The 26,264-nt window shown below is 40.6% G+C and carries 19 protein-coding genes; 6 read left to right on the top strand and 13 right to left on the bottom strand.

Going from position 1 to position 26,264, the window contains the following annotated elements; all coding sequences use genetic code 11:
* Window positions 1-12 precede the first annotated feature (12 nt).
* Window positions 13-600, top strand: a complete 588-nt coding sequence (locus DVR12_RS06165; protein WP_116974682.1) for an RNA polymerase sigma-70 factor — start codon at window positions 13-15, stop codon at window positions 598-600.
* A gap of 92 nt (window positions 601-692) precedes the next feature.
* Here DVR12_RS06165 and yidC read toward each other — a convergent pair whose 3' ends face one another.
* Window positions 693-2,534 carry a membrane protein insertase YidC gene (yidC, locus tag DVR12_RS06160; RefSeq protein ID WP_116974680.1) on the bottom strand — a complete coding sequence of 614 codons (1,842 nt, stop codon included), beginning with the start codon at window positions 2,532-2,534 and terminating at the stop codon, window positions 693-695.
* Between the two features lie 243 nt (window positions 2,535-2,777).
* On the bottom strand, window positions 2,778-4,421 hold the full coding sequence (locus tag DVR12_RS06155; protein ID WP_116974678.1) for a CTP synthase: 1,644 nt from the start codon (window positions 4,419-4,421) through the stop codon (window positions 2,778-2,780).
* 336 nt (window positions 4,422-4,757) lie between these two features.
* Between DVR12_RS06155 and DVR12_RS06150 the strand changes: the two genes are divergently transcribed.
* Complete coding sequence (locus DVR12_RS06150; RefSeq protein ID WP_116974677.1) at window positions 4,758-5,276, top strand: acyl-CoA thioesterase; 519 nt, start codon at window positions 4,758-4,760, stop codon at window positions 5,274-5,276.
* A 124-nt stretch (window positions 5,277-5,400) separates the two neighbouring features.
* Here the strand turns inward: DVR12_RS06150 and DVR12_RS06145 are convergent, their stop codons facing one another.
* Window positions 5,401-6,075 (bottom strand): HD domain-containing protein, encoded by a 675-nt coding sequence (locus DVR12_RS06145; RefSeq protein WP_116974676.1) that lies wholly within the window; start codon window positions 6,073-6,075, stop codon window positions 5,401-5,403.
* An 83-nt stretch (window positions 6,076-6,158) separates the two neighbouring features.
* Here DVR12_RS06145 and DVR12_RS06140 point away from each other — a divergent pair, with 83 nt between their 5' ends.
* Window positions 6,159-6,500, top strand: coding sequence for a DUF488 domain-containing protein (locus tag DVR12_RS06140; RefSeq protein WP_116974674.1), 342 nt, complete (start codon window positions 6,159-6,161; stop codon window positions 6,498-6,500).
* On the opposite strand, the gene DVR12_RS06135 is transcribed toward DVR12_RS06140, so the two are convergent.
* Genes DVR12_RS06135 through DVR12_RS06125 form a run of 3 tightly spaced genes read right to left on the bottom strand, consistent with a single transcriptional unit; the run spans window position 6,501 to window position 10,021 of the window.
* Entirely contained in the window at window positions 6,501-7,094 is a 594-nt protein-coding gene (locus tag DVR12_RS06135; protein ID WP_116974672.1) for a precorrin-2 dehydrogenase/sirohydrochlorin ferrochelatase family protein, read from the bottom strand.
* On the bottom strand, window positions 7,094-7,870 hold the full coding sequence (gene cobA, locus DVR12_RS06130) for a uroporphyrinogen-III C-methyltransferase (RefSeq protein ID WP_116974670.1): 777 nt from the start codon (window positions 7,868-7,870) through the stop codon (window positions 7,094-7,096). Before cobA ends, DVR12_RS06135 begins: the two co-directional genes overlap by 1 nt.
* Before the next feature lie 30 nt (window positions 7,871-7,900).
* Window positions 7,901-10,021: a nitrite reductase gene (locus tag DVR12_RS06125; protein ID WP_116974668.1), complete on the bottom strand. Its 2,121-nt coding sequence runs from the start codon at window positions 10,019-10,021 to the stop codon at window positions 7,901-7,903.
* Window positions 10,022-10,476: 455 nt separating this feature from the next.
* On the opposite strand from DVR12_RS06125, the gene hxpB reads away from it, so the two are divergent.
* On the top strand, window positions 10,477-11,139 hold the full coding sequence (hxpB, locus tag DVR12_RS06120; protein WP_116974666.1) for a hexitol phosphatase HxpB: 663 nt from the start codon (window positions 10,477-10,479) through the stop codon (window positions 11,137-11,139).
* Between the two features lie 211 nt (window positions 11,140-11,350).
* Here the strand turns inward: hxpB and rpsA are convergent, their stop codons facing one another.
* Entirely contained in the window at window positions 11,351-13,246 is a 1,896-nt protein-coding gene (gene rpsA, locus DVR12_RS06115) for a 30S ribosomal protein S1 (protein ID WP_116974664.1), read from the bottom strand.
* 483 nt (window positions 13,247-13,729) lie between these two features.
* Here rpsA and DVR12_RS06110 point away from each other — a divergent pair, with 483 nt between their 5' ends.
* Both DVR12_RS06110 and DVR12_RS06105 read left to right on the top strand, forming a co-directional pair.
* On the top strand, window positions 13,730-14,614 hold the full coding sequence (locus DVR12_RS06110) for a rhomboid family intramembrane serine protease (RefSeq protein WP_116974662.1): 885 nt from the start codon (window positions 13,730-13,732) through the stop codon (window positions 14,612-14,614).
* Between the two features lie 24 nt (window positions 14,615-14,638).
* Window positions 14,639-15,862, top strand: a complete 1,224-nt coding sequence (locus DVR12_RS06105; RefSeq protein WP_116974660.1) for a 4-hydroxy-3-methylbut-2-enyl diphosphate reductase — start codon at window positions 14,639-14,641, stop codon at window positions 15,860-15,862.
* Window positions 15,863-16,121: 259 nt separating this feature from the next.
* On the opposite strand, the gene DVR12_RS06100 is transcribed toward DVR12_RS06105, so the two are convergent.
* The 6 genes from DVR12_RS06100 to DVR12_RS06075 all read right to left on the bottom strand — a co-directional run bounded on the left by DVR12_RS06100 (window position 16,122) and on the right by DVR12_RS06075 (window position 26,229).
* The gene (locus DVR12_RS06100) at window positions 16,122-16,889 is read right to left on the bottom strand and encodes a LytR/AlgR family response regulator transcription factor (protein ID WP_116974658.1); all 768 of its coding nucleotides are present in this window, start codon (window positions 16,887-16,889) and stop codon (window positions 16,122-16,124) included.
* Between the two features lie 55 nt (window positions 16,890-16,944).
* Window positions 16,945-18,891, bottom strand: coding sequence for a tetratricopeptide repeat-containing sensor histidine kinase (locus tag DVR12_RS06095; protein ID WP_116974656.1), 1,947 nt, complete (start codon window positions 18,889-18,891; stop codon window positions 16,945-16,947).
* A gap of 762 nt (window positions 18,892-19,653) precedes the next feature.
* A complete protein-coding gene (locus DVR12_RS06090; RefSeq protein ID WP_199417052.1) occupies window positions 19,654-20,331 on the bottom strand; it encodes a formylglycine-generating enzyme family protein in 678 nt (225 codons plus the stop codon).
* A gap of 383 nt (window positions 20,332-20,714) precedes the next feature.
* Entirely contained in the window at window positions 20,715-21,404 is a 690-nt protein-coding gene (gene cmk / locus DVR12_RS06085; RefSeq protein WP_116975124.1) for a (d)CMP kinase, read from the bottom strand.
* 123 nt (window positions 21,405-21,527) lie between these two features.
* Window positions 21,528-23,096 carry a T9SS type A sorting domain-containing protein gene (locus DVR12_RS06080; protein ID WP_147323417.1) on the bottom strand — a complete coding sequence of 523 codons (1,569 nt, stop codon included), beginning with the start codon at window positions 23,094-23,096 and terminating at the stop codon, window positions 21,528-21,530.
* A gap of 16 nt (window positions 23,097-23,112) precedes the next feature.
* Window positions 23,113-26,229 (bottom strand): hypothetical protein, encoded by a 3,117-nt coding sequence (locus tag DVR12_RS06075; protein WP_116974651.1) that lies wholly within the window; start codon window positions 26,227-26,229, stop codon window positions 23,113-23,115.
* Between the last annotated feature and the right edge of the window lie 35 nt (window positions 26,230-26,264).

Raw genomic sequence — 26,264 nt, 5'->3', positions numbered from 1 at the left:
CAAGAGGAAAGAATGACCGAGTATATTGCATTACAGGATGAAGATTTAATAGTTTTACTGGCGAACAATGACAACAAGGCTTTTGAAACCTTGTATCAGCGTTATGCCGGGAATCTGTATCATCATGCGTATAGCCGTTTCCCTGTTCCTCACCTGGTTGAAGATATGCTACAGGAAATCTTTATCAACCTATATAAAAAACGGCACACACTCACTGACGTAAAGAATATAAAAGCTTATCTGTATGGCGCAATGCGCAACCGTATTTTTAATGAAATCAGGAATTCGCTGATTCATGAGGAACATCATCAACATATACAAACGGCTAAGAGTTCTGAGACCGAAATCACTTATGATGTGAAGGTGCTGGAGAAGAGACTGGCACAGGCACTGGATAAATTAACGGAGCGTAGCAAGGAAGTATTTTTATTAAGCAGGCAAGCGAATCTGAGTAACAAGGAGATAGCGGAACGATTGGGTATTACAGTGAAGGCTGTGGAAAAGCACATGGGAAAAGCATTACAGGTAATGCGTTCGGAGTTCAAGGATTATGGAATGGTATTAGCGCTACTGGTGGTATTACATCAAATAAAAACGTAAACATTCTGAGGAAGATTAATTCTATCAGGTAGTCAAAAATAAAACGAGGCTGTATCAAATATGATACAGCCTCGTTTCTATTTAGGTTAATACTATTTCTTCTTTTGTTGTATTTCCTGTTGGCGTTTCTGAACTTCTTCCAGTTTTTCCTGCCATTTAGATTTACTCTTTGGCTTTTTCTTGTTCTCCTGGATTTGAGCATGAATTTTATCGTGGTTGATGATAAATTTCTGAATCACAAATTGTAACAGGATACTGATTACGTTAGAAAGGAAGTAGTAGAAAGTAAGCGCCGCAGCCAGGCGGTTGAAGATACCTAACAACATGATTGGCATGATGTAAGGCATATACTTCATTACCGGGTTGCTTTGATCAGCCATACCACGATTGTAGAAGGCAAGAATCAAGCTGGTGATAGTCATAAGAATAGTGAATAAACTTACGTGATCACCATATAATGGAATATTGAAAGGCAAATTGAGGATAGAATCGTAAGTAGACAAATCCTTTGCCCACAGGAAGCTTTCCTGACGCAACTCGATAGATGAAGGGAAGAAGCTATACATCGCTACCAGGATAGGTAACTGTAAAAGAGCTGGCAAACAACCACCTAATGGGTTTACGCCTGCGCTTTTGAAGAGCTTCATTTGTTCAACACCGAATGCTTGCTGATCATCTCCATGTTTAGCTCTCAGGGCATCGATTTCTGGTTTCAGCACCTTCATTTTAGCCTGAGACACGTAGCTCTGGTAAGTAAACGGAGCGATCAGTAAACGGATGAAGATAGTAAGCAAAATGATAATGATACCATAGTTGCCGATAAATCCGCTGAGGAAGTTAAATACAGGGATAATGATGAAGATATTGACATATTTCACGAAGGCGAAAATACCAGTACCTAACGGGATGATTTTTTGAAGGCCTATATCAAAAGATTTCAGTGTTTTATAATGGTTAGGACCATAATAAATTTCCATAGGGAAAGAGAAATCATTTGCTCTGTTGTAAGGCAGTTGCAGGGTAGTAAGAGCCTGACCAACGATTTGCGGACTTTCAGGAACTTTTGTATTGATATCAGCGCTGGTGAACTGGTCGTTCTTGGAAATGATAGTAGTATTGAAGAACTGTTGCTTAACACTTAACCATTTTACTTTTTTATCCAGTTTTTCGTGGCTGGTTTTACTTAAAGTAAAGTAATCGTGTTTATCATTTTCCAGCATATAGTGCACCTGGTTGTTCAGGCGCTCGTTCTGCATATCGTGTTCCTGTTTATCGTCCTGGGTATTCCACTGGAGGCTCAGATAGTTCTGATTACCAGGCAGGTATTTTTGTAATCCAACAGCGTGGATGGTATAATCTACTACATAGCTACCGGGTTTCAGGGCATATTGAAACTCGAGGTAAGCGGCAGGATCGTTTGTATTCAATCGGTAAGCGATTGTTTTAACGCCGCCCGGGCCTTCCTGAGGTTTGCCGGCTGTAAAATACAGGTCGGAGCTGTTGAGCATTTTTGTAAGGCTGGCAGGAACTTCAACAGATAAACGGTTGAAAGAACCTTGCTGTAACATCAAAGGTGCGCCTTCGTAAGTTTTATAATCTTTCAGTTGCACGCTGGCTGGTTGCCCTCCTTTGTTGGTAAAGTCGATCTTTACTACATCATTCTCTAAAGTGGCTTTTTCTTCTGTACCGGCAGCAGCAACGGCAAATACACCAAATTCTCCGCTTAATAAGGCCTGGTGAGCCGAATCTAACGGACCAGCAGCCAGAGAGCCTACGCTATCTGAAACCGGAGTTTTAGGCTTATTCAGCGCTAAAATAGAATCTTGTCTGGCTTTTTCTTTTACATACGCCGATTGCTGTTTCGAATTGTAGAAAATATATCCTACCGTCAAAACACCTAACAGTAAAAATCCAATGACCGAATTTCTGTCCATGAAATGCAATTAAAATTTAGGCAGCAAAGGTAAGCAGGATTTTATGAAATCCGCGCTTTTCTAGGTGAAAGCCCTGTTAAATGCGGTTAAAATAACAAATAAAAATACAGTATATGTATATATATGATTGTCAATTATAAAAATGCATTCCAAATAGAGTAGCTAACATTCCCAACTTTCCTGATATTAAAAAAGATCAGTAAGAATAACTTCCTACTGATCTTTTTCAAGTATTGTTAATAATTATGCTATTTGTTCTTCAAGTTTGGTTTTGCCATTTTTGCTTTCAGCATATTGTTTTGCTGCTTTCACAAATGAAACAAAAACAGGAGCCGGGCTTTCTACTGTACTTTTCAGTTCAGGGTGGAATTGAACTCCCACAAAGAAAGGATGGTTAGGCAATTCAACGATTTCCACCAGTCCACTTTCCGGATTTTTACCAGAAAGTACCAAACCGGCATCTTCGAACTGTTGAATAAAATCTGAGTTAAATTCGTAGCGGTGACGATGTCTTTCACTGATAGCAGTAGCGCCATAGATTTCAGCTGCTTTAGAACCAGGAACCAGTTCGCAGGCATAAGCGCCTAATCTCATAGTACCACCTTTTGCAGTTACTTTCTTCTGTTCTTCCATCAGGTTAATAACCGGATGTGCGGTATCAGGATTCATTTCTACTGAATGTGCATCTTTCCAACCGAGTACGTTGCGGGCATATTCAACGACAGACATCTGCATACCTAAACAAATACCAAAGAATGGTAATTTATTTTCACGGGCATATTGGATGGCAACAATTTTACCTTCAATACCTCTGTGACCGAAACCCGGAGCCACTAAAAGTCCGTCTAATCCTTTCAGTTTTTCTGCTACATTTTCAGATGTAATATGCTCAGAATGAATATTTTGTACAACTACCTTACATTCGTTCTGCGCTCCCGCATGAATAAATGATTCGAGAATTGATTTATAAGCGTCCTGTAATTCAACGTATTTACCGATCAAACCGATGGTAACTTTTGTTTTAGGATATTTCAATTTATCGAGGAATTCGCGCCATTTAACCAATTCCGGTTCTTTTTCAACAGGCAATCCCAGTCTTTTTAATACAGAAACATCCAGTTTTTCGCGCATCATTTCCAACGGTACTTCATAAATAGTAGGTACGTCGTTGGCTTCAATCACAGCATCTACCTGTACATTACAGAACAATGCTATTTTCTTTTTGAGATCGCGATATAAAGGTTCTTCAGTACGACAAACGATAATATCAGGATGTACTCCATATTCGCTCAGTAAGCGAACAGAGTGTTGAGTAGGCTTGGTTTTTAGTTCTTTTGCCGCTCTCAGATAAGGAATAAGCGTTAAGTGAACAACCAGGCAATCTTCTTCGCCCAATTCCCATTGTAATTGACGAACTGCCTCGATGTAAGGGAGAGATTCGATATCCCCTACTGTTCCACCTAATTCAGTGATCACGATATCATACTTGCCATCTTTTCCTAATAAGAGAATGCGACGTTTGATTTCATCAGTGATGTGAGGGATTACCTGAACGGTTTTACCCAGGTAAGCTCCTTCTCTTTCCTTGTTTATTACTGTTTGGTAAATACGTCCGGTAGTCACATTATTTGCCTGTGAGGTAGGAGTATTTAAGAAACGCTCGTAGTGGCCCAGATCCAGATCGGTTTCAGCGCCATCTTCCGTTACATAACATTCACCATGTTCATAAGGGTTTAACGTTCCCGGATCCACATTGATATATGGATCAAATTTCTGAATAGTCACTCTAAAGCCACGAGCTTGCAATAATTTAGCAAGTGAAGCAGCTATAATTCCTTTACCCAAAGAGGAAGTAACACCTCCCGTAACGAAGATATATTTTGCCATAAAAACTATAATTCAGCTAATTGTACTTGACCTATATATGGGGAAGTGCCGGACTGCGTTTGGTGTAACCGATCAAGTAAACTACTTCCGAAGGTCATGCAAAGTTACACAAATTTGCGTCGCTCCCAAGTTTTTTAACCTCTTGCTTTATTTGTTTGTTAATTTTTAGTTGAATATCTTTCGCTCTGATCACTGATCTAATGGGCGTTTTAAAGATTTTTCAAGCAGCGGAAATTATTTGTTAAAAACCTTCATTCATTCAGGATGCATTCCAGGTAATATGCACCACGTTAAATATATAAACTGTAAATTTGCGTCCGAAATACAATAAAAAAGATGACTTTAACGCCGAAAAGAGCCCAGGACTCACTGGTACAAATGACCGAGTTAGTATTGCCAAATGACACTAATACCTTTGGTAATCTAATGGGTGGCCGCCTGATGTATTGGATGGATATTGCGGCCGCACTTGCCTGCATGAAACATTGCAGCGCCCCCGTAGTTACTGCTTCAGTTGATAATATATCTTTCGAAAACCCAATCAAACTGGGTAATGTAGTTCATATAGAATCTAAAGTAAGCCGAGCCTTTAATACTTCTATGGAAGTACATATCCGCGTATGGGGAGAAGACCCGGTTCAGCAGTATCGCTATAAATCAAATGAAGCTTTTATGACATTTGTAGCACTGGACCCAAATGGGAACTCCCGCCCGGTTCCGAAAATTATTCCGGATACTGAAGAAGAGAAAAAATTATACGATACCGCTATGAGCCGCAGACAACTTCGTCTTATCCTCGGTGGCAAACTGAAACCTGAAGACGCTGATGCTCTGAAAGCATTTTTCTCTATATAATTATTGCTCGCAAAGGCGCAGAGAAGCATAAGCAGCATAAGAAAATTATTAAAAAGAGCGAAGATTATGTAATCATTAAATACATAATCTTCGCTCTTTTTAATAAAATTCGCCTCTTTGCTGCTTATGCCTCTTTGCTGCTTTGCGAGCTACCACCATCCCATTCCCTATAAAATTGGTCCAGGAACCCTTCCATATATTGATGCCGCTCCTCCGCCATCTTTTTTCCTGTTTTAGTATTCATCCTGTCTTTTAGCAACAATAACTTTTCGTAGAAATGATTAATTGTTGGAGCTGTACTCTTTTTATAGGCTTCCCTGGTTAATTTTAAATCAGGATCTATTTCAGGATCATAAATTGCCCTGTTCTTAAATCCACCATAGTTGAAAGCCCTTGCTATTCCAATAGCTCCAATAGCATCTAACCTGTCGGCATCCTGAACAACAGACAATTCGGGTGAACTATATTCCTTTTTTTCATTTCCACCTTTAAACGAAATATGCTGCACAATTTTCACCACCTTGTCAATTACTTCTGCTTCCAGATTTAATGATTGCAGAAATGCAGCCGTTTTAGCCGGACCAATTTCCTCATCACCATTATGAAATTTTGAATCTGCGATATCATGCAATAATGCACCTAATTCTACTACCAACAGATCCACATCTTCGCTTTTTGCAATATATCTGGCATTATTCCATACCCTGTTGATATGCCACCAATCATGCCCTCCTTCTGCCAACCTCAATTCGTCCTTTACATATGTAACCGTTGCGGCAATAATTTCCTGATTTGTCATTCTGCAATTATAATTTTTTTTGAGCAGAGTACGTTACAAACAAACAGTAATCTGCCTGTGTTACAGCTATAAAAACAATCGTTATGCTACAAATAAAAAGAATTTACGAGCCTTATGATAGCAAAGATGGTTTTAGAATATTGGTAGACAGGCTCTGGCCAAGAGGTATTTCAAAAGAAGAAGCACATATAGATGAATGGGAAAAAGAAATAGCTCCCAGCAACGAATTAAGGGAATGGTTTAACCACGACCCTGCTAAATTCGCCGAGTTTAAAACTAAATACAAACATGAATTACAGGATAAGAAAGAATTGTTGACTGCAATAAGGAAAAAAGCGCAGCATCAAAAGGTTACACTACTTTATGGGGCTAAGGATACGGAACATAATCAGGCGCAGGTACTGCTTGAACTGATAGAAAAATAATCAGGACTTTTCCTTGTCCGATTTTACCAATACATCTGTAATATTATTCAACTCTTTTACTTTACTGGAAAAGTCTCCAGCCAACCGATCCCTGATCACCGCTAGTTTATTAAGGATTTCATCGATGCTATCCGGAATAGCTTCCTGTAATACCTGTTTCAAACGTTTTGCCATCGTAGGTGATTTACCATTAGTAGAGATGGCAATCTTCAGATTTCCTTTACGAACGATAGAACCCAGATAAAAATCGCACAATTCAGGAGTATCAGCCACATTGATCAGCACACGATTTCCCTTTGCTTTTTCCCAGACATAATAATTGAATTCCTTAATGTTGGTAGCAGCAATGACCAGGTCTTTTCCCAGTAAGTCGCCGCAGGAAAAGGATTTTTGTACTAAAGTAATGTTAGGATACTGATGGGTCAACGATACCAGTTCAGGCAAAAAATCCAATGCTACCACTGTAATCGTTGCCTGTGGGCAATTTTCGAGCATAGCATTGGTTTTTTCCAATCCGATATTCCCCCCTCCTACTACCAGTACATGAAGTCTGTGTAGCTTGAAAAAAACAGGGAATAAATGATTTTCTTCCATTATACAGCAATTTTTAGTTCTTCCACTACCTTCTGTTGTAATGACTGAAAGTCTTCATGAAATCGGACTACCTCGCCAATAACCAGGATAGCCGGGTTATGCAGATCCTTTTCTGCGGCTATTTTAGGTAGAGAAGCAACCGTTCCTAATCCGATTTTCTGTGTTGGCAAAGTTCCGTTCTGGATGATAGCAGCAGGAATTTCACCTTTACCTGCAGCGGTATAGATACCAGCTATTTCGTCCAGTTTGCTCATTCCCATCAGTATTACTACTGTGGTATTGGCGTTGATAGCATGTTGAAGATCGCGTGATAAATTACCGTTTTGAGTGTTACCGGTAATTACCCAAAAACCTTCGCTTACATTACGTGCTGTTACTGGAATTTTATTGATTCCCGGAACTGAAATGGCGCTTGAAACACCTGGAATTACTTCGGCAGTAATTCCAAACTGCTGTGCAAAAGCTATTTCTTCCTGACCACGACCAAATACAAAGGAATCGCCTCCTTTCAGTCTTACTACACTACCATAAGTTAATGCATATTTTACAATCATCCGGTTAATTTCATCCTGGGAATAGACATGCATACCGGCGCGTTTACCCACAAAACGTCTCAGGCAGTTAGCCGGCGCATGGTCTAGCAATTCGTTGCTAGACAATGCATCGTATAATATAACCCTTGCATTCTGGATGGCTTTTAAGCCTTTCACTGTTATCAATTCAGGATCGCCTGGTCCAGCACCTATCAATGTGAGTTTCGGTTGTATATTTTGCATTTGTAGTAGTATTTAGGTAGATGAAACTAATTATGCCTGTGCAGGCGCTGTCTGAGCTGCTTTTTCACGATAAACCTGCGCTGCTTTATAGAAATCTGCAGCCTGAGCATAGTATACTTTCGCAAATTGCTCTGATGGCTCATTAGCGTTTAGTTGCAACACCACTGATTTAAAATCTGTATCGAAAGTAAATTTACCGGTAGCGGTAAAATGCTTATCAAAATCGTTGATAATACCAATTTGAGTATTACCGCTAACTCCCTCGCCTAACAACAGTGCTTTCGCGCCCTGTACAAAAGAAGCGTAAGCATGATAGATAGCATCTGAATAAGCATTATTAGCCAGAGCAGCAGCACCTAATTCCAGTTTCTCATCAGCTTCCAGCAGCAGGGTAGCTACCAGGTCGATGATTACACCGGCGCACTCTCCTACTCCGATAGCAGTAGCATAGTCCTGAGCCTGGCCCCAGTCGATGAAATCGTCTTGTGTAAGGGTAGTCAGATCTGTTAAAGGTTTCAGCAGTTCGTAGAAATATTTCTCTCCATTTCTGTCGTAATATTCGTTGAACAGTTCATTTTCACCACCGTTTTGATCGTAGTCGTTCAATAAGCTGCGTAAAACATCCGGGCCACGTCTGCTTGGTACTTTAATAACCTTATCGGCTACACGACCAACGCCATCTCCAACAATACCACCACCCAGCAATACCTGGAGAGCAGGTAATACCTTACCGGCACTCTTCATGGAAGAACCATGGAAGCCGATGCTGGCGATGCCGTGCTGGCCGCAGGAGTTCATACAACCGCTTATTTTAATCTTAATATCTTTATTATAGATCAGATCAGGATATTCCTGGGTGATCACATCTTCCAGCACCTTAGCAATACCAGTGCTGCTGGAAATACCGAGGTTACAGGTATCGGTACCCGGGCAAGCGGTGATATCGGCAATGCTGTCGAAACCCGGTTCTGCGAAGCCAGCCGCTTCCAAAGCGCTGTACACATACTCGAGATGCTGAGGTAAAATATATTTCAGTAATAAGCCCTGGTTAGCGGTTACCCTTACGTCATCGGCAATTACGGGGCGAAGTGCCTCAATCAGCTGACGGCTGATTGCTGAACCGATGTTACCTAAAGTGATTTTCACATAGGCAGCGAAGTAGCCTTTCTGCTTTTGTTCGAAGACGTTGGTTTTCTTCCAGGCTTCAAATTTTGCAGGGTTCTTAACAGTATATTCCGGTAAAGAAGTAACAGGAGCCGGAGGTTGTGTTTGAGGCCATGCTGCTGCATCTACAGGAACTGATTTAGTTTTGATAGCAGTATATTCTTCTTCCACCAGGCGGTTAAATTCTTCGAATCCAATTTTTTGAACGAGGAATTTCATACGCGCTTTATTACGGCTTGTTCTTTCGCCATAGCGGTCGAATACGCGAAGTACATTCTCGATATACGGGATGAGCAGGTGAGTTTCCAGGAATTCGTGAGCTACTTTAGCAAGGAAAGGCTGGGCACCTAAACCGCCGGCTACCAGTACTTTAAATCCTCTTACTTCCTTACCATCTATGATTTTCACTTTAGGGATCATGCCGAAATCGTGCATGAAAGCCCAGGCGGTATCTTTTTCAGAAGAAGAAAAGGCTATTTTGATTTTACGGCCCATTTCCTGACTTACCGGATTACGCAGGAAGTAACGGAAAGTAGCATCGGCGTATGGAGTTATATCAAATGGTTCTTCAGGATCGATACCAGCTCTGTCGGAAGCTGTGACGTTACGTACGGTGTTACCGCAGGCTTCACGGATTGTAATATCGTCGAGCTCGAGTTTTGACCAGAGTTCAGGAGTTCTTTCGAGACTAACGTAGTGTATTTGAACGTCCTGACGCGTTGTTAGGTGAAGGTTGCTGGTAGCATATTCATCAGAAACTTCGGTGATACGGTGCCATTGTTGCAGGGTCATTTTACCGTAAGGTAATTTGATGCGCACCATTTGTACCCCTGGTTGACGTTGGCCGTAAACCCCTCTGGCAAGGCGGAGGCTACGAAATTTTTCATCGCTGATAGATCCTTCGCGGAATAGACGGATCTTTTTTTCCAGTTCGATGATATCTTGTTCAACGATCGGATTTTCCAGTTCTGTTCTGAAGCTTTGCATAAAAAGTATTTTCAGGTGGTGGTAAAAAGCAATTCTAATTTTGGTCGGGGGGTATATAAAAGCCCCCGTTTGAAGCGGAGGCTTGTCTATAATGATTTCAGTATTTACTGATTACTCGTTATTAGGCACGTCTCTCCGCCAGTATACAACAACACGGATTTCCAATCATACTGCGGTTTTCTTTCCAACTATTACCCATATTCCCTATAATTTTAGTAGAGTAATACAAAGATAGAAATGTACTTCATCTTTCCAAAACTTTTTTAGGATGAATAAATAATAATGATTATTGGAGTTTTTCCGGGTGTGGCAATGCAAACCCGCTACTACACGTAGTTTTATAGCATTTACAGGTGAATTCAGAATAACCTCCCTTTATGTGGTATAACTTTTTGTTATGGGTAGGCACTGAAATTTATCTTCTTATCTTTGCGGCGCATACGAAAACAGCGCATATGATTGATACGGTTATATTTGATATGGATGGGTTATTGGTTGATTCTGAACCACTTTGGGGAGTGGCCATGCGGGAAGTATTTGCTTCAGTGGGCGTAACATTATCTCCGGAGCTCACCCATCTCACAACGGGTCTAAGAACCAAGGAAGTAGTTAGTTACTGGCATGATTACTTTAAATGGGAAGGTAAAAGTTCTGAGCAGGTAGTAAATGAGATTATCGACAATGTTACTCAGAAGATTATAAAAGAAGGCAGGCCTATGGAAGGGGTTGAATATATTTTGCAATATTTCCAGGCTAAGCAATTTAAGATAGGCTTAGCATCTTCCTCTCCTTTGCGTTTGATTACTGCGGTATTGCAGCACTTTGAGCTGGCGCCGTATTTTCAGGCAGTGTATTCGGCAGAGTTTGAGGATTATGGTAAACCACATCCGGCAGTTTATCTGGCTTGTGCACAGGCGCTGAACAGTAAGCCACTGGACTGTATAGCATTTGAAGATTCAGTTACGGGTATGATTGCAGCCAAGGCAGCCCGTATGACTACGGTAGTGGTGCCAGAGGCCCATAACAGGCATAATCCGAGATATGTGCTGGCAAATATGCAGCTGGATAGTTTGTTGGATTTTAATGATACGAAATTGGATCTGCTTATTATGAAATAGTAAATCTCTCTGGATAATGATATATGGAAGCATAAGCGTTAAACATCGCTTATGCTTTTTTGCTTTAAATAAAATCACCGGTTATTAGCCAGATGGATCAATGTTGATACTGTAAAAATTTGCTGATTGAATGAGCAAAGGAGTTAGCAATAAGCAAAAAAAATCCCGCCTCTACGGAGTAGAGACGGGATAAATATTAGATGAAACTTACTTATTGTGCCGCTTTATCGTCACCTTCAGATTGTTTCAATTTTTCTCTTAATTCAGCTAAAGCACCAAGATCACCTAAAGTAGCTTTTTCAACTTTGCCCTGGATGTTTTTCACAGCCTTGCGAGTTTTGTCAGCTTCTTCTTTCTTTTCTTTGATGACAGCTTGTTTTTCTTCAGCCTGAGCTTTTTCCCAAACGCGGGTGTGAGAAACCAAGATACGTTTTTCGCTGCGATCGAATTCGATGATCATGAATTCTTTCACGTCTTCAACGTTGATTGGTTTGTCATCTTCAGTTTTCAGGTGACGAGCAGGAGCGTATGCTTCCAGACCGTATTGCAGTTGCACGGTAGCACCTTTATCATCTTTCTTCACAACGGTACCTTCGTGTACTGAGTTGATAGGGAAGATAGTTTCAAAAGTGTTCCATGGATCTTCTTCGATCTGTTTGTGACCGAGGCTGAGTTTACGGTTTTCTTTATCAATACCCAGGATTACTACATCAATTTCGTTACCTACTTTAGTGTATTCAGATGGGTGGTTGAAACGTTTGATCCAGCTCAGGTCGGAGATGTGAATCATACCGCCGATACCAGTTTCCAGTTCAACGAATACGCCATAAGGAGTGATGTTTTTCACGATACCTTTATGACGGCTGTCAACAGGGAATTTAGTTTCGATAGTAGACCATGGATCTTCTGTCAGTTGTTTGATAGACAGAGACATTTTACGCTCTTCTTTGCTCAGGGTAACTACCACTGCTTCGTATTCTTCGCCTAATTTGAAGAATTCCTTAGCGTTGATTGGAGTTGAAGCCCAAGAGATTTCAGAAACGTGAACCAGGCCTTCTACGCCAGGCATGATTTCCAGGAATGCACCGTAATCTTCGATGTTAACAACTTTACCTTTTACTTTAGCACCTTCAACGATGGTAGCAGGTAAAGTATCCCAAGGATGCGGAGTCAATTGTTTGTAACCCAGGCTTATGCGACGTTTTTCGTCGTCGAAGTCGAGCACCACAACGTTGATTTTCTGATCCATTTGGAGCACTTCGCTTGGGTGAGAGATACGGCCCCAGCTGATATCGGTGATATACAGTAAGCCATCCAGACCACCCAGGTCGATGAATGCACCGAAGTCGGTGATATTTTTGATGGTACCTTCGAGCACCTGGCCTTTTTCCAGTTTGCTGATGATATCCACTCTTTGTTGTTCGATATCGCTTTCGATAAGTGCTTTGTGGGAAACAACGGCGTTGCGGATAGTTTCGTTAACCTTAACCACTTTGAACTCCATTGTTTTACCAACGAACTGATCGTAATCGGTAACAGGTTTCACATCGATCTGAGAACCTGGTAAGAATGTTTCCATTCCGTAAACGTCAACGATCAAGCCACCTTTAGTTTTGCTGGTAACAGTACCTGTAACCACTTCACCAGTTCTGTAAACTTCAACGATTTTTTCCCATGCACGTTTTTGGCGAGCTTGTTTACGGCTCAGGTGCAGGTTACCGTCTCTGTCTTCTTTTTCAACTACCAGTACTTCAACTTCGTCACCGATTTTCAATCCTGGTAAATCACGGAACTCGTTCAGAGAAATCAAACCATCAGATTTGAAACCGATGTTGATAACTACGTCTGTATTAGTCAAACCAACTACAGTACCTGTTAACAGGCTGTTTTCTTCAAACACTTTGAAAGTGCCTTCGTAAGTTTGATCATACTTTTCTTTTTCTTCTTTGCTGTAAGAAGAAACATTACGTTTGTCTACGCTCCAGTCGAAATCGTCATGTGCAGTTTCAACTTTTGCTACAGGCGCTTTTGTTGTCGCTGTTTCTGCAGTTGCCTGCGGAGCCTGTTGCTCAGCGTTTTGTTCGTTAATAATGTTGTTTTCGCTCATAAAAAATTTTAAAATTTAATCCGGAATACCCGGACTCCCTGTTTTATGGGACAGCAAAGGTACGGAAATTCCGGGTGTTTTCCGCAGTGAAACCAAGATTTTACAATTATAAATACCTACTATTTTAAGCAGATGGAAGCGTAGGTTTTTATATTGATTTTTAATTTGTATGTTGATGAATATCAACCATTAACATAATTATTAATCTATATTTTGAGAATCAACATAAAAATTAAATAATAAACATATACATACTAATCATCAACCCAAACAAAAATCTATTTCCATCTCCCTGATCACTCTAAAAAATACCTGCAAATTCTCTTAAGAAAATCTTAAAATGTAACAACCAGAACGCCGATTAATTGTTGGTATAATAGAAAGAAAAGCCTGTTATTCATTTGCAGTAAACAGCTTTACTTTCCCTTTGTATAAAATGTTAATTACTATTCATTAATCCCGGATTTTTTTTAATTTGTGTATATGAACGGGACCTCTTTTCAATCGGATATTCGCTATTGGCTAAGGAAAGGAAATACAGTAAATCATTTACTATTCTGGAATATTGTTATTTTCCTTGTAGTCAATATACTCAAACTCATTGCTTTTGTTTCCCATCAGGCAACCCCATTTAACTGGACGTTAGAACAATTGGCATTAACAGTTCCTTTCAGCAGTTTTATTCGTCAGCCCTGGGGTTTATTTACCTACATGTTTACGCATGAAGAGATCTTCCACCTGATATTCAACATGATTTCTCTATACTGGTTCGGAAACCTTTTCAGAGACTTTCTGGGAGATAAAAGAGTACTGCCGCTCTACCTGCTGGGCGGAATCGCAGGTGGTTTATTATACCTGATTTCAGCATCTGTCATTCATACCCCATACCTGGGTTCTGCATTAATCGGTGCTTCTGCCTCCGTCATGTGCATACTCGTAGCTGCCGCCACCCTCATGCCTAATTATGAGATAGGATTAATGTTTTTTGGAAGTGTCAGACTTAAATGGCTGGCTATCGCACTAATTGCCCTGGGGCTTATTTCCATTCCTAATGGCAACGTTGGTGGCATCATTTCCCATATGGGCGGAGCGCTGCTAGGCTTCTTCTACATACGTATTTTACAAGCCGGTACAGATCTTTGTAAACCGCTTATCTGGTTATTCAACAGTAAAAACAGAGCTGAAGAAAGAAAAACCGCCGCTAAAAAATTCAAGCCTAAAAAATCACCGCTCAAAGTGGTTAAAAAAGCCGAGGATAGCAATCCTTCCAAGTTAGATCAACTATTAGATAAAATAAATGAAAAAGGCTACAACAGCTTAAGCGCTGAAGAAAAAGCCTGGTTAGAGAAAGTGAGCAAAGAAAACTAATTACCTTTGCCTATATTTTAGCACATGAAAACATTTAACGTTCCGGTTATATATAGAAGTCCGCTTATCAGCGCCATCAAAAATAAGCGCAAGGGGCAGGACAAGATGAAGAAAGATTTTACACCTACCCTTCTCGATTTTGGAGCTATCAGAATTTTGCTGGCACGACACTTCGGCTTCTGCTACGGAGTAGAAAACGCAATAGAAATTGCATTCCGCACAGTTGATGAAAATCCGGGCAAACGCATTTTCCTGCTCAGTGAAATGATCCATAATCCACACGTGAATAACGACCTGCTGGATCGTGGTGTTCAATTCCTGATGGATACCTCCGGCCGTCAGCTGATCCCCTGGGAATCTCTGCTACCTGAAGATATCGTAATCATCCCTGCCTTCGGTACTACACTTGAAATAGAATCAAAACTTTCGGCCCTTGGAATAGAGCCGCTAAAATATAATACTACCTGCCCTTTCGTAGAAAGAGTATGGAATAAGGCAGAACAGATTGGTAATAAGAACTATACAGTTATTGTTCACGGAAAGCCTAAACACGAAGAAACAAGAGCAACTTTCTCACATAGCCAGGCCGCAACTCCAACCGTTGTAGTTAAAGATATGGAGGAAGCAATACTGCTGGGCGAGTTTATCAGTGGAAAAAAAGATGCTTCTACTTTCTCTACTGTTTTCAAAGGCCAGCATTCCGAAGGCTTTGATCCGGCAAAAGATTTACAAAGAGTTGGTGTTGTAAACCAGACAACCATGCTGGCCACCGAAACACAAGCTATTGCCGATTATATCCGTCAGGTAATGATAGATACCTTCGATCTTAGCCCTGAAGCTATTCCTGAAAGATTTGCAGATACACGCGATACACTTTGTTATGCAACCAACGACAACCAGTCTGCCGTTCTTGGTATGCTGAAAGAGCCAGCCGATCTGGCTATCGTAGTTGGCGGGTATAACAGCTCCAATACTTCTCACCTGGTAGAGTTGTGTGAAGAAAAACTTCCCACCTACTATATCTCTTCCCCGGATAAATTAAGATCAGCCGAAGAGATTGAGCACTGGGATTTCCATCATAAACAGGAATTAATGACCACAGATTATCTTACCAGTAAGAATCCTGTCACTATTCTGCTAACAAGCGGAGCCAGTTGCCCGGATGCTCTGGTGGAAGGAGTCATTCGCAAACTGCTCTCTTTCTACGGAGTTGAGCAACAGGCCGACGAAATAATTTCCCAACTGTAAAGGATACACGATTTTATTTTTACATAGCAAAAAAGACACCTTCCGGTGTCTTTTTTCTTTGGGGCTAATCACGCTAGTAATGCAGAGTATATAAACTTTTATATTGCGTGTATGAAATTCATATTGTTAGACCAAAACTATAATTTCTGCTATATGTCTGCAATCCCTATTTAGTAGATGGTAGCTAAATTCAAATAAGTGGTATGAAAATGCCTAAATCTGGAAGGTCAAATTTTTAAAAAGTGCTGATTTTCAAAACTTAGAACTGCATCGCCTTTTTCAAAAATTCGGCTTTCCGGCGCCTGGATACTTCAACCTGAGTTCCATCACTCATTAAGGCAAAGCCCCCCTCTCCCTGAATATAGGACTGCATTTGCTGCATATTTATCAAGTGAGAGTTATGTACTCTGAAGAAATCGACATCCGACAGCAACTCTTCAAATTCTTTCAAGGGTCGGGATACCATCAGATTCTTCTTATCTGTAAAGAAAATTCTTGTGTAGTTGCCGGTCGACTCACAACGCACGATATTTTGAACTGGCATAAAAACCAATCCATTGATCGTAGGTAGTGCAATTTTTTTATGAGACTGTTGCAGTGTTTTCATATTCTGCAGGAAAACATCCATTGGAGATTGCTGCCCTCCTTCTTTAACCTTATTGGATTTTTTATCACGACTTTTATCGAGAGCATCCTGTAATTCCTTTATGCTAAAGGGTTTCAACAGGTAATCCAGCGCATTGAACTTTATGGCCTTCAGGGCATATTGTTCATAGGCCGTTGTAAAGATCACTTCAAAATTTACTTTTTCGAACTGCTTTAACAATTCGAATCCGTTTTGGTAAGGCATTTCCACGTCTAAAAATACCAGGTCCGGAGCTCTTTCATCTATTAACTCTTTGGCTTCTTTGACACTTTTTGCAGATCCTATTACTTCTACTCCGGGGCATTTTTTCTGTAACATCGTTTGCAGGGCATCAATGCAATGTTGCTCATCATCCACGATGATAGCTTTGATTTCGCTCATACAAATAGCTTTTAGCTAAAGTTTTTTGGACTTAATTGAATAAAAATAATTGATCCTAAAACACAAATTCTGCCGGCAGAATAATGCTGACTCTGGTGCCGGTAGGATTACCCATTTCATCTTCGAGATCGGTTATCGTTACATTTGCTTCTTTATTATTAATCTTACGAATAAGATCAATTCTTCCCTCCGTTACTTTCATACCAACGGAATTATGTACTCTTCCTTTTCTTTCCTTGATCTCCATAGCTTTTTTTCTACCTATCCCATTATCAGTGATAGTGCAAATCAGACTACGCTTCATTAACAAAATCTCAATATCCAGGAGCCCTTTTTCAGAAGGTTGCTTATGCACCAGTCCATGCCAGATTGCATTCTCGACATATGGTTGCAGTATCATTGGGGGAATCAGGACTTCTTCCTCGTTAATATTGGTATCGATTAAAAAACGGCATTCAAAAATCCCGTTGCATCGTAACGATTCCAGATCAAGATACAGCTTTAACGATTCTAATTCTTTATTTAAAGTAACAAAAGTATGTTGGGTATTATCTAAAATCAATCGCATTAACCTTGAAAATTTAGTCAGGTAATCTGACGCTTCTTCCTGATTATTACTCCATATATATCGATGGATAGAACTTAATGAATTAAAGATGAAATGCGGATTCATCTGTGAGCGTAAAGACTTTAACTCTAGCTGCAAGGTTTGCTTCTTGGATTCGAGGTTACGGTGCCGGATATATAAAATACCGCCAACTACGGCCATTAGGAGGAACCCTGCCAGCAGGAATGTAATAATTACATTACGCTTGGTTCTAAGGTCATTTACCAGCTTATCATGTTCGAGAATACGGATATGATTATCTTTCCGGTCGACCTCATATATCGCCTGCATTTGGGCAATTGCCATTGCAGATTTTTCATCAAGGATACTGTCTTTATAAAGCAGGGATTTATCGGCAGCCTCCAGCGATCGTTTGAAATCACCACTCGTCTTGTAATCCTGTGCCAGAGCTTTCCAGGCTTCCAGCAGCATAGATTTGAAGCCCCAGAAAGTGCTTACTTCCATTGATTGCTGAATATATTTCCGCCCTTCTTCATGCTTTCCTTCTGCTCCAAGTAATTTACCGATATTGAGATAACTTTCTGCCACATGCACTTTATCATCTACTTTTCCATTGGCTTCCAATGCTTTTTGTAAGCATTCCATTGCCTGGGCATAGTCTTTCTTTTCTTTATAGGCATCTCCCAAAGCATTATAACAAATAGCCATGCCCGTGGGATTATCCAGTTTTTGGTTAACAGCCAGAGATCGTTTGTAGTATTGAATGGCCAGATCCAATTTATGTTTGCCCTGGTATGCATATCCTAAGTTGCCGAGATTAATTGCAACACCTAAGGGGTTATTACTTTTTTCTTCCAGTGCCTGGGCTTTTTCGAAATGGCTGATAGCTTCATCATAAAGTTCTGTGGAGAGCTGAATATTACCTATACTGTTGGTAGCCACGCAGATATTGCGGATATCGCCAATCGATTCGGCGAGTTTCAGTGCCTTTACGTGATAGTCGAAAGCTTTCTGTAATTTATCCTGACGCCGGCAATCGACCCCCACATTATTAAGTGCAAAAACGATCAGTTGAGTATCTTTAGCCTCTTCAGCAGCTTTAAGTGCTTTTTCGTGCAAGTCTTCAGCCAGGAGGTAAAGGGATTTATTTCGTTTATTGGTGCCGGTTTCATTATAGATGGCAGCAACGCCTTTATGGAAACGTAACTGATGAGCAAGGGTTAGGCCTTCCTGCCAGAAAATATTTTCAATCTTCTGTTTATCAAAGTATTTAGCATTTGATTTTCCTTCTTTCAGGAATGCCGATACTTTAGCGGTATCCGATGGTAAGTGACGGATTTGCTCTAGCTTCCGATAAACCTGCAAAGAGTCCTGGGCATGCAATTGAGAAAACAGGAACAACAGGCAGATAATACATACACCTTTTATAGACATTGGCCGCTTTGTGTAGCACAAGTTAAAAAAGAAAAGCGAAAAATTGGTGTTCCCCTGTTCGTGCAGCCTATTGAGTTGATACACAGTTGAATTAACGGTTGCTCTTATTTCGGGGCTTATTAATGCCTCATTGTTAAATTAATATCTTCATGATGGATGCTCCTCTGATTCCGGATGTGTCAGCGACTTTTATAAAAAGCGAAAGGGCGAAAGAATTCGCCCCTTCTTCCTATTAACCGAATACACCTACTGAAAATATGAGATAGACATGGATTCCATGCTTTCTCACATTACCTTTTACAACCTACAACAGCAGGAAATCTGTTATAGGGTTGATTTTTATATTTTAAAAGCAATACTGATAATCGGTTAATAGCAAAGGGTCCTTTTGTGGATATAGCTAGGATAAGACCTTAACGAATCACGATACTGAATATATAACGCGTCGAATACACTTAATCAAATTGTCTTATACTGAACAACAGCACTAAATCATGATAGCACTTAAAGATTACCAATGCAGTAATTTCAGGGAGGATAAAGGTTAAAACAATGCAACTAGTTCCCACTATGGACAACGAAGAGGCATAGAAATAATGAAAAGTTGGAAATTCTGGAGGATGTGGAAAAATTATTCTGGCATTCTTTCAGCCACAACGCAAATGTATAAAAGAGTTTTAATAAAAGAAAATAATCTTTTATTTGGTAGTGTCTCCGTTTAAAATTTAATACTTGAAAGGATTAAGACATACATCGGCAAAACTAACTTGAAGAAGCGAGGCGAAACCCGATTGAGTGGTAGCCTAACCTGTAATTTGGACGAGATGCTACGCGGCTCTGAGCAGATCCATTGCCTGAGTTACCACCGCGGACAACACGAAGCGGAGCAATAAGTCCATCGTCGTTCTTCTTGTCGGGCGGCTTCGTCGCCGGCCCAGTCGGATTATTTTTCGGACTTTTTCGATAATAATTTTCATCATACCAATCGTTGCACCATTCCCATACATTGCCTGACATATCGTACAATCCTAGTTCATTGGGCTTTTTTTGTCCAACAGGATGAGGATTTAATCCGCTATCGAGGGAAGTCCAGGCTACCGCCTTGATATCATTACTACCTGCAAATTCAAAATTCTTACTTTTTCTGCCGCCTCTTGCAGCATATTCCCATTCTGCTTCTGTGGGCAACCGATAGTGTTTACCGGTGAGCCTATTCAACTTTGTAATATATGTTTGTACCATTTCCCAGCTAACACTTTCTACCGGGCAATCTGCACAACCTGGATTACTGACAGGATTTTTACCCATGACCTTTTCCCATTGTGCTTGCGTAGTTTCGTACTTGGCTATTTTGAAACTGTTTAAAGTAACATTATGGATAGGCTTGTTATTTTCTTCATTGCCGCCCATGGCGAACGTGCCACCTTGCACGGTTACCATTTCTGGCTCAATGTCAAAAGCGGTTGCGTTTAATGATTTTTTCGAATTGCTTTGCGAGCACGAGATACTTAAAGCCGTTGTGACGAGAACTACCATGAAAATGTATTTCATTGTAGAGATTTTTAAGAGAAGTGGAAGAAACTCAAAACGAACAGATTACAGTTTTAATAAATCGAGTTAAGCAGGCTGTGAACTAAACTGACTTCTTTTTAAACAACGGCAGCAGGATTCTTACCTGCGTTGTTCGCCCGATGTTTCCCCGGTTAGCAAGTCTAGTATTGCCTTAGCATTATTGTTGGGATCGGCGGAAAGTTTTTTCATTGCCATGAGATAAAGATATAAAATGCCATCCTTATCCGGTCAAGCATCAAATATCAAAATATTTATGATGAATGTGCCATAGTTGCATCTTCTACCCATTGCATAACGAGTTGCAACTGATCATCGTGAGTTAAATGGCTGTTATCCAATATTATAGCATCTTCGGCTTTTCTAAGAGGGCTGATTTCACGATTTGCATCGATATAGTCTCTTAATTCGAGGTTTTGTTTAACCTCATCCAGGGTGATATTCTTGTTCTTCTCATAAAGTTCCTTGAACCTGCGTTGTACTCTTATTGCAATTTCAGCAGTCATGAAAATTTTCAATTCTGCATGCGGGAAGACAACGGTACCAATGTCTCTTCCATCCATTACAATGCCTTTACGGGTACCCATCTTTTTTTGCTGGGCAACTGCAAATTCACGCACTTCTCTTACGGCTGCCACTTCAGATACTTTTTCGGCTACAATCATTTCTCTGATTGTATGCTCAACGTTTTCTCCATTGAGATTCATTTCACCCAAACCAGTCAATGAGTTTTGTACGAATTCGAGATGGATATTGCCCAGGGCTTCATGCACCTTTTCAGGAGCTAACCAATCAACGCGGTTTTGAATAAAATATAAGGTAACCGCACGATACATTGCACCACTATCTATATACGTATAATTGAGCTTTTTAGCCAATTGTTTCGCAAGTGTGCTTTTGCCACATGATGAGTAGCCATCTATCGTGATGATTATCTTTCTCAAAACTCTCTTATTAATTGAAAATATCTGTATAGGAAGAACCCTACAAATTTGGGGCAATTTGCTCAAATAACAAAGAATTTCCTGCGAAACCAGCATAATGCTGCGTTTTCGCAGGAAAATTCATTATTGTGCAACAATAACTTTGCAGGTATAGGCAACCTTCATAGTCTCTTTCTGGAACAACACCAGGAAGTAAGCTCCGGAAGGTAAATCGGTAATCTTAATATCTGTATCCCCACTCTTCGCTTCGTAAGATCTCACTACCTGACTCCAGGTATCCCTGATTTGAATAATCATATCACCTCGCATGCCATGGATAGTAACTTTGAAATTACCATTATTCGGATTCGGATATACATTAACCTGAATAAATGGCGGTACAGCACGTATTTCAGAATACACCACCTGTCCGTTTTTCCCTATTGCCTTAATTCTATAATAGGTCCAGTCGTCGTAATCATTCAAATCCTGATAGGTATATCTGATCGGCACGCTGCTATTTCCATTCACTGCCTTAGTAGGAATGCTGGCTATTTTGGTAAAGGTTTCCTCACGCTCATATCTGCGTTCTACTTCAAATCTAAGATTATTGACCTCCCTACTGGTTGTCCAGTCGAGCTGCGCAATTACCGGAGAAATGCGATAAGCTTCAAAACTGAGGAACATGGCAGGTTTGGCATTACTAACCAGAATGGTTTTAGCCATGTATTCGCTGGCTCCCAGGCTTGTGAAATGTCGTAAATGCATCACAGCCGCTTCACTCATAGAGCTTTCAGTAAGTGTACCCGGTAATGGTTTATTGGGAATAGTAAGCAAGCGATCCCATACTCCACCTACAAACTGAGTAATATAACTACTGTCTCTGTTTGCAGCATAAGTCGGTAATTCACTCGACTCCATATGCTGAAGTATGACATCTACTTCTCCACCATTATTATTAATGCGTTGTATATTCCATGATTTATTTACAAAGCTGTCTTTATAGGCAGTTCCGGCGGCCGCGATGGTATAAACACTATCATAGGTTCTTACCCCAAAATCATCTTTTCCTCCAGTCATTAATACAGCAGCCGGAGAGTAGCTGTTATCATCAGTTCCTACGGGGAATACAACTTTACCCGCAGCATTATTGATAGCTGCTCGGTATAGCAATCCTCCCGCGGGAAGCGGACCAGTAACTACAAAACGTTTATCATTATAGCCGGTAATACTGCCGGGAGTGTTATTTCCAACCATCATATTCCATCCATTTAAATAAACACTACCATTGGCAAAATGCAGGTTATTTCTAATCTTCAGATCGCTAAAATCATCCAACCATAAACCTGAAATATTATTGATCTGCAAATTTGGAAATGAGGCTCCGGTTTTAGCAATCAGGCTATATCCGCCAAACACACGTTGTTGTCCGGTTCCGGAAAACACAAATACGCCACCTGTTCCTGAAAGGCCATCTGTACTTTCATCCGGCAACGTAGCAGCATTACCGTTAGTCCACAATTTACTGAGGAAATAAAATGTACTGTTAGGTTGTGATCCTAGTATTCCATTATTGGTCATATCTCCGAAGATGCCCACATTTGTGTTGGTTGAGAGCCAAACGGTATCGCCCGCAGGAATATATACACCCTGCTGAGCGGAGAGGCCCAACGAGCAAAGAAGAAATGTGAATATGATCAATAAATATTTCACGTATGCAGTTACTTAATTAAGGGATATAAGAAATCATTATCCAGGCAGCATCCTGAGCCGAATAAACAAAATTGGCACTACCGGCTGCTGCAATAGTTGTATCACCATTTAGTGTAAGTATTTTATTCGCCCCGGTGACATTATTGTTCTTAATGGTAATATTGCCATTTGCAGCAGTAACATATAATGTTACTGCTTGCCCATCAATCGGAGTACCAGTACCATTTGTCATCCCATTTATATAATAGGTTGTATTAGCTGCGGCAGGATTCAACTTAATCATACTATAAGTAGTTCCTACGTTGAATGCTGTATTAGAAGTATTGGCACTGGTACCAGTAATGGTTATAGTTGTATTAGCATTGTTTCTAACTGCTCTTACATCTCCATTAGCATCAATTGTCAGGAGTTTTGAAATGGCAACTGTATCCATCAGATTTTGTAAACGTATCGGAGTATTTTTAGTATCTACATGGAAGCTTCTTGCAGGTTCTGCAGTTAATCCAATCCCTACTTTTCCTCTTTGAATGCGCATCATTTCGGTAGTGGCCTTTGTTACATAGTAGTAACTTTTAAAAACGATTGGTTCATCTCCATCATCTCCCACAATAAAATCGAATCCACCATCATTTACTACTTCACCCGTAGCACCGAATTCGAAAAAGTCATCATCCGCCGCACAACCTTTCATCCTGAAGTTTCCAAATTCATTTACATAAAACATTGGTTTATACAAACGGGAAGGAGACTCGAATTGTAAGGCCGACCGCATATGAGTAACTTTTTGGTTAGGGTCGGGATATCCATAACCAGCAGATTCGGTACTGGTTAATCCTAACAGATCTCTTCTACCAAATTCTAAATATGGCTGATTATTAGATTTCATGGTCATGACAACATCATCTCTGGTACCCAGAAATGAACCCGCAGCAATACCTGTATTCCCTGTAATGAGCCAGTTATTGTTCGCTGGATTTTTAGTTAAGATAACATCACCTGCACTATTTACAGACAGTACGTTTGCATTAGGGTTATCAGGAGTAGCCGTTGCAAGGTTAGTTAATCTCAGACCAGAAGTTCCTCCGGTAAGTGTACCGCCGGTATATGTAGGAGCTGAAATCTCTAATGTGTTGGCAGGAGTATTATTACCTAATCCCAGGCGATTATTTGTATTATCCCAGAAGAACTTTGCATTTTTTTCTGCAAGTGCTTTACCTGTACCTACAAATACGATAGAGCCCAGTGTAAGATTAGATAATGTTAATCCACCTACCGTTCCATTTCCAGATATATTAAAATTGCCTGTTTGGGCAGTTGTTCCGTTTTGAATATAAAGGGATGCCAGAGAGGGAATATCTGTTGATGTCAGTTGTCTGAAAGTTGGAGTAGCATCGGCACCACTAACCGGGCCAGCTAATACCCTGGCAGCAGGCTGCGTGTTTAAACTTACGCCAAAGGCACCGTTAGCAGTTAAAGTTGGATTTGTAACAGTAAAGATAGTTGGCGGCATCGAAAGACCAATGGATGTTAGTCCGGATGCCCCGCCTGGTTTTGGTTCCCATTGGGTTCCATTAAATGTAAGCACATTATTCGTTGCTGGAGCAGTGGTAACCACTGGCACGCCGGCTATTTTATTGGCATTCCATACCGCACTACCACTTTTTGCAGATAATGCTCCTGAAGTGAGGTCAAGTGTATTTGCATCGAGTGTAATATTACCAACATCGCCGGTTGCCGACTCACGCCCCAGGATATTGTTAGGGGTTCCGGCACTACCTGTTACACGTAAATTACCGTTTACATGCAATGATCTTGCAGGAGTATTGGTTCCGATTCCCAATCTTTTATTAGTGATATCCCAGAAAAAGTTTGCATAATCCTGTTTAACTTCTGAAGTAGCATCACTGGATTTTTGTCCATATAATACTCCTCCATTGGTGAAGCTGCTATCTCCATGGGTAACCACTACTTTGTACCAGAAGTTACCGGAATTGGAAGTTAATGGAGCTGTATTGCCACCCCATTCCTTAATGGCAAGGTTAGCCTTGTCCATAAACATTTGGGTAGTGTAGCCTCCATTTCTAAAAGACAATACCGACCAGGCGCTGGCATCAGTACCAAGCGGTCCATTGATCGGAGTGCCCGTTCCGGGTCCTTCCCAGATTTTCATTTTCATTGCTTCCACCGGCTGGTCGGCATAACTTAAATCCCTGGTAATCAATTTTTCAAAAACAACTCCACCTGTGCTATCATTTGCAGGTTCATATAAAGAAGTAGTGGAATTCCATTTTAGAATTTGTCCGCTTGCGGGAGCTATAGTACTAATAGCTTTTCCTTGTAATTTATTGGCATTCCAGAGTGCGTTGGTATTATCAATATCTATAGTCCATGATCTGTCGACGCTTAAATCTTGTTGAACAGCGGGGGTAACTTGTTTTACACCGACACCCGGATTGATTGATAATTTACGGGAGCTGGTAGTTTCTGATCCTACTACCCATTTAGTTCCATCCCATTTTAATATTTGGTTGGCAGAACCACCATCTATCAGTTTAAGAGGAGAGAGAGCTGTGCCCGCACCGGTTAAAGGAGAAGAAACACTTATGCTTGTAAGTGCGGCTTTATTAGACCATTTGCCGGTAGTCTGATCATAAGTCAATACCTGGTTTGTAGCCAATGTTCCTGTACTTATTGCTACATCAGATAATTGAGTGAGGCTATAATCTCCGGTAGCTGGTACAACAGCTCCGGTTCTTGTATTAAAGGAAGTAACCCCTGTGTTGGAGATTACACCAGTAGTTGAGTTGATTGCAATTCCTGTTCCTGCAGAGAAGTTAGTGAAGTCAGCAATTTTTACCCATCCTGTTGTTTTTTTCAGATAGAGGCTTGTTTCATCTGTTACATAAACCAGCATTCCTGGTTTTGCATTAAACAACAAACCACCGCTAACGATCCTGCTTTTAAGAACTCTGGTCAGTAATAATCCTTGTTTATCACTGTTGAGTTCCAGTACAGCATCTTTATCCAGGATCGTAGGCTGCACACCCAGCTTTAACTGCTGAGCACTTAATTTATCTGCAAAAAGGCAACACAAAGCAACGACGAGCATCGCTTTCCATGGTAGCAACTTCATACTAAATTTCTTTATGGGAAAATGACCGATAAATG

Origin of the sequence: Chitinophaga silvatica, assembly GCF_003419895.1 — a bacterium.
In the GTDB taxonomy this organism is placed as follows: Bacteria; Bacteroidota; Bacteroidia; order Chitinophagales; family Chitinophagaceae; genus Chitinophaga; species Chitinophaga silvatica.
The sequence above is the reverse complement of the archived record's forward strand: the minus strand, read 5'-3'. Positions and strand labels throughout refer to the sequence as shown.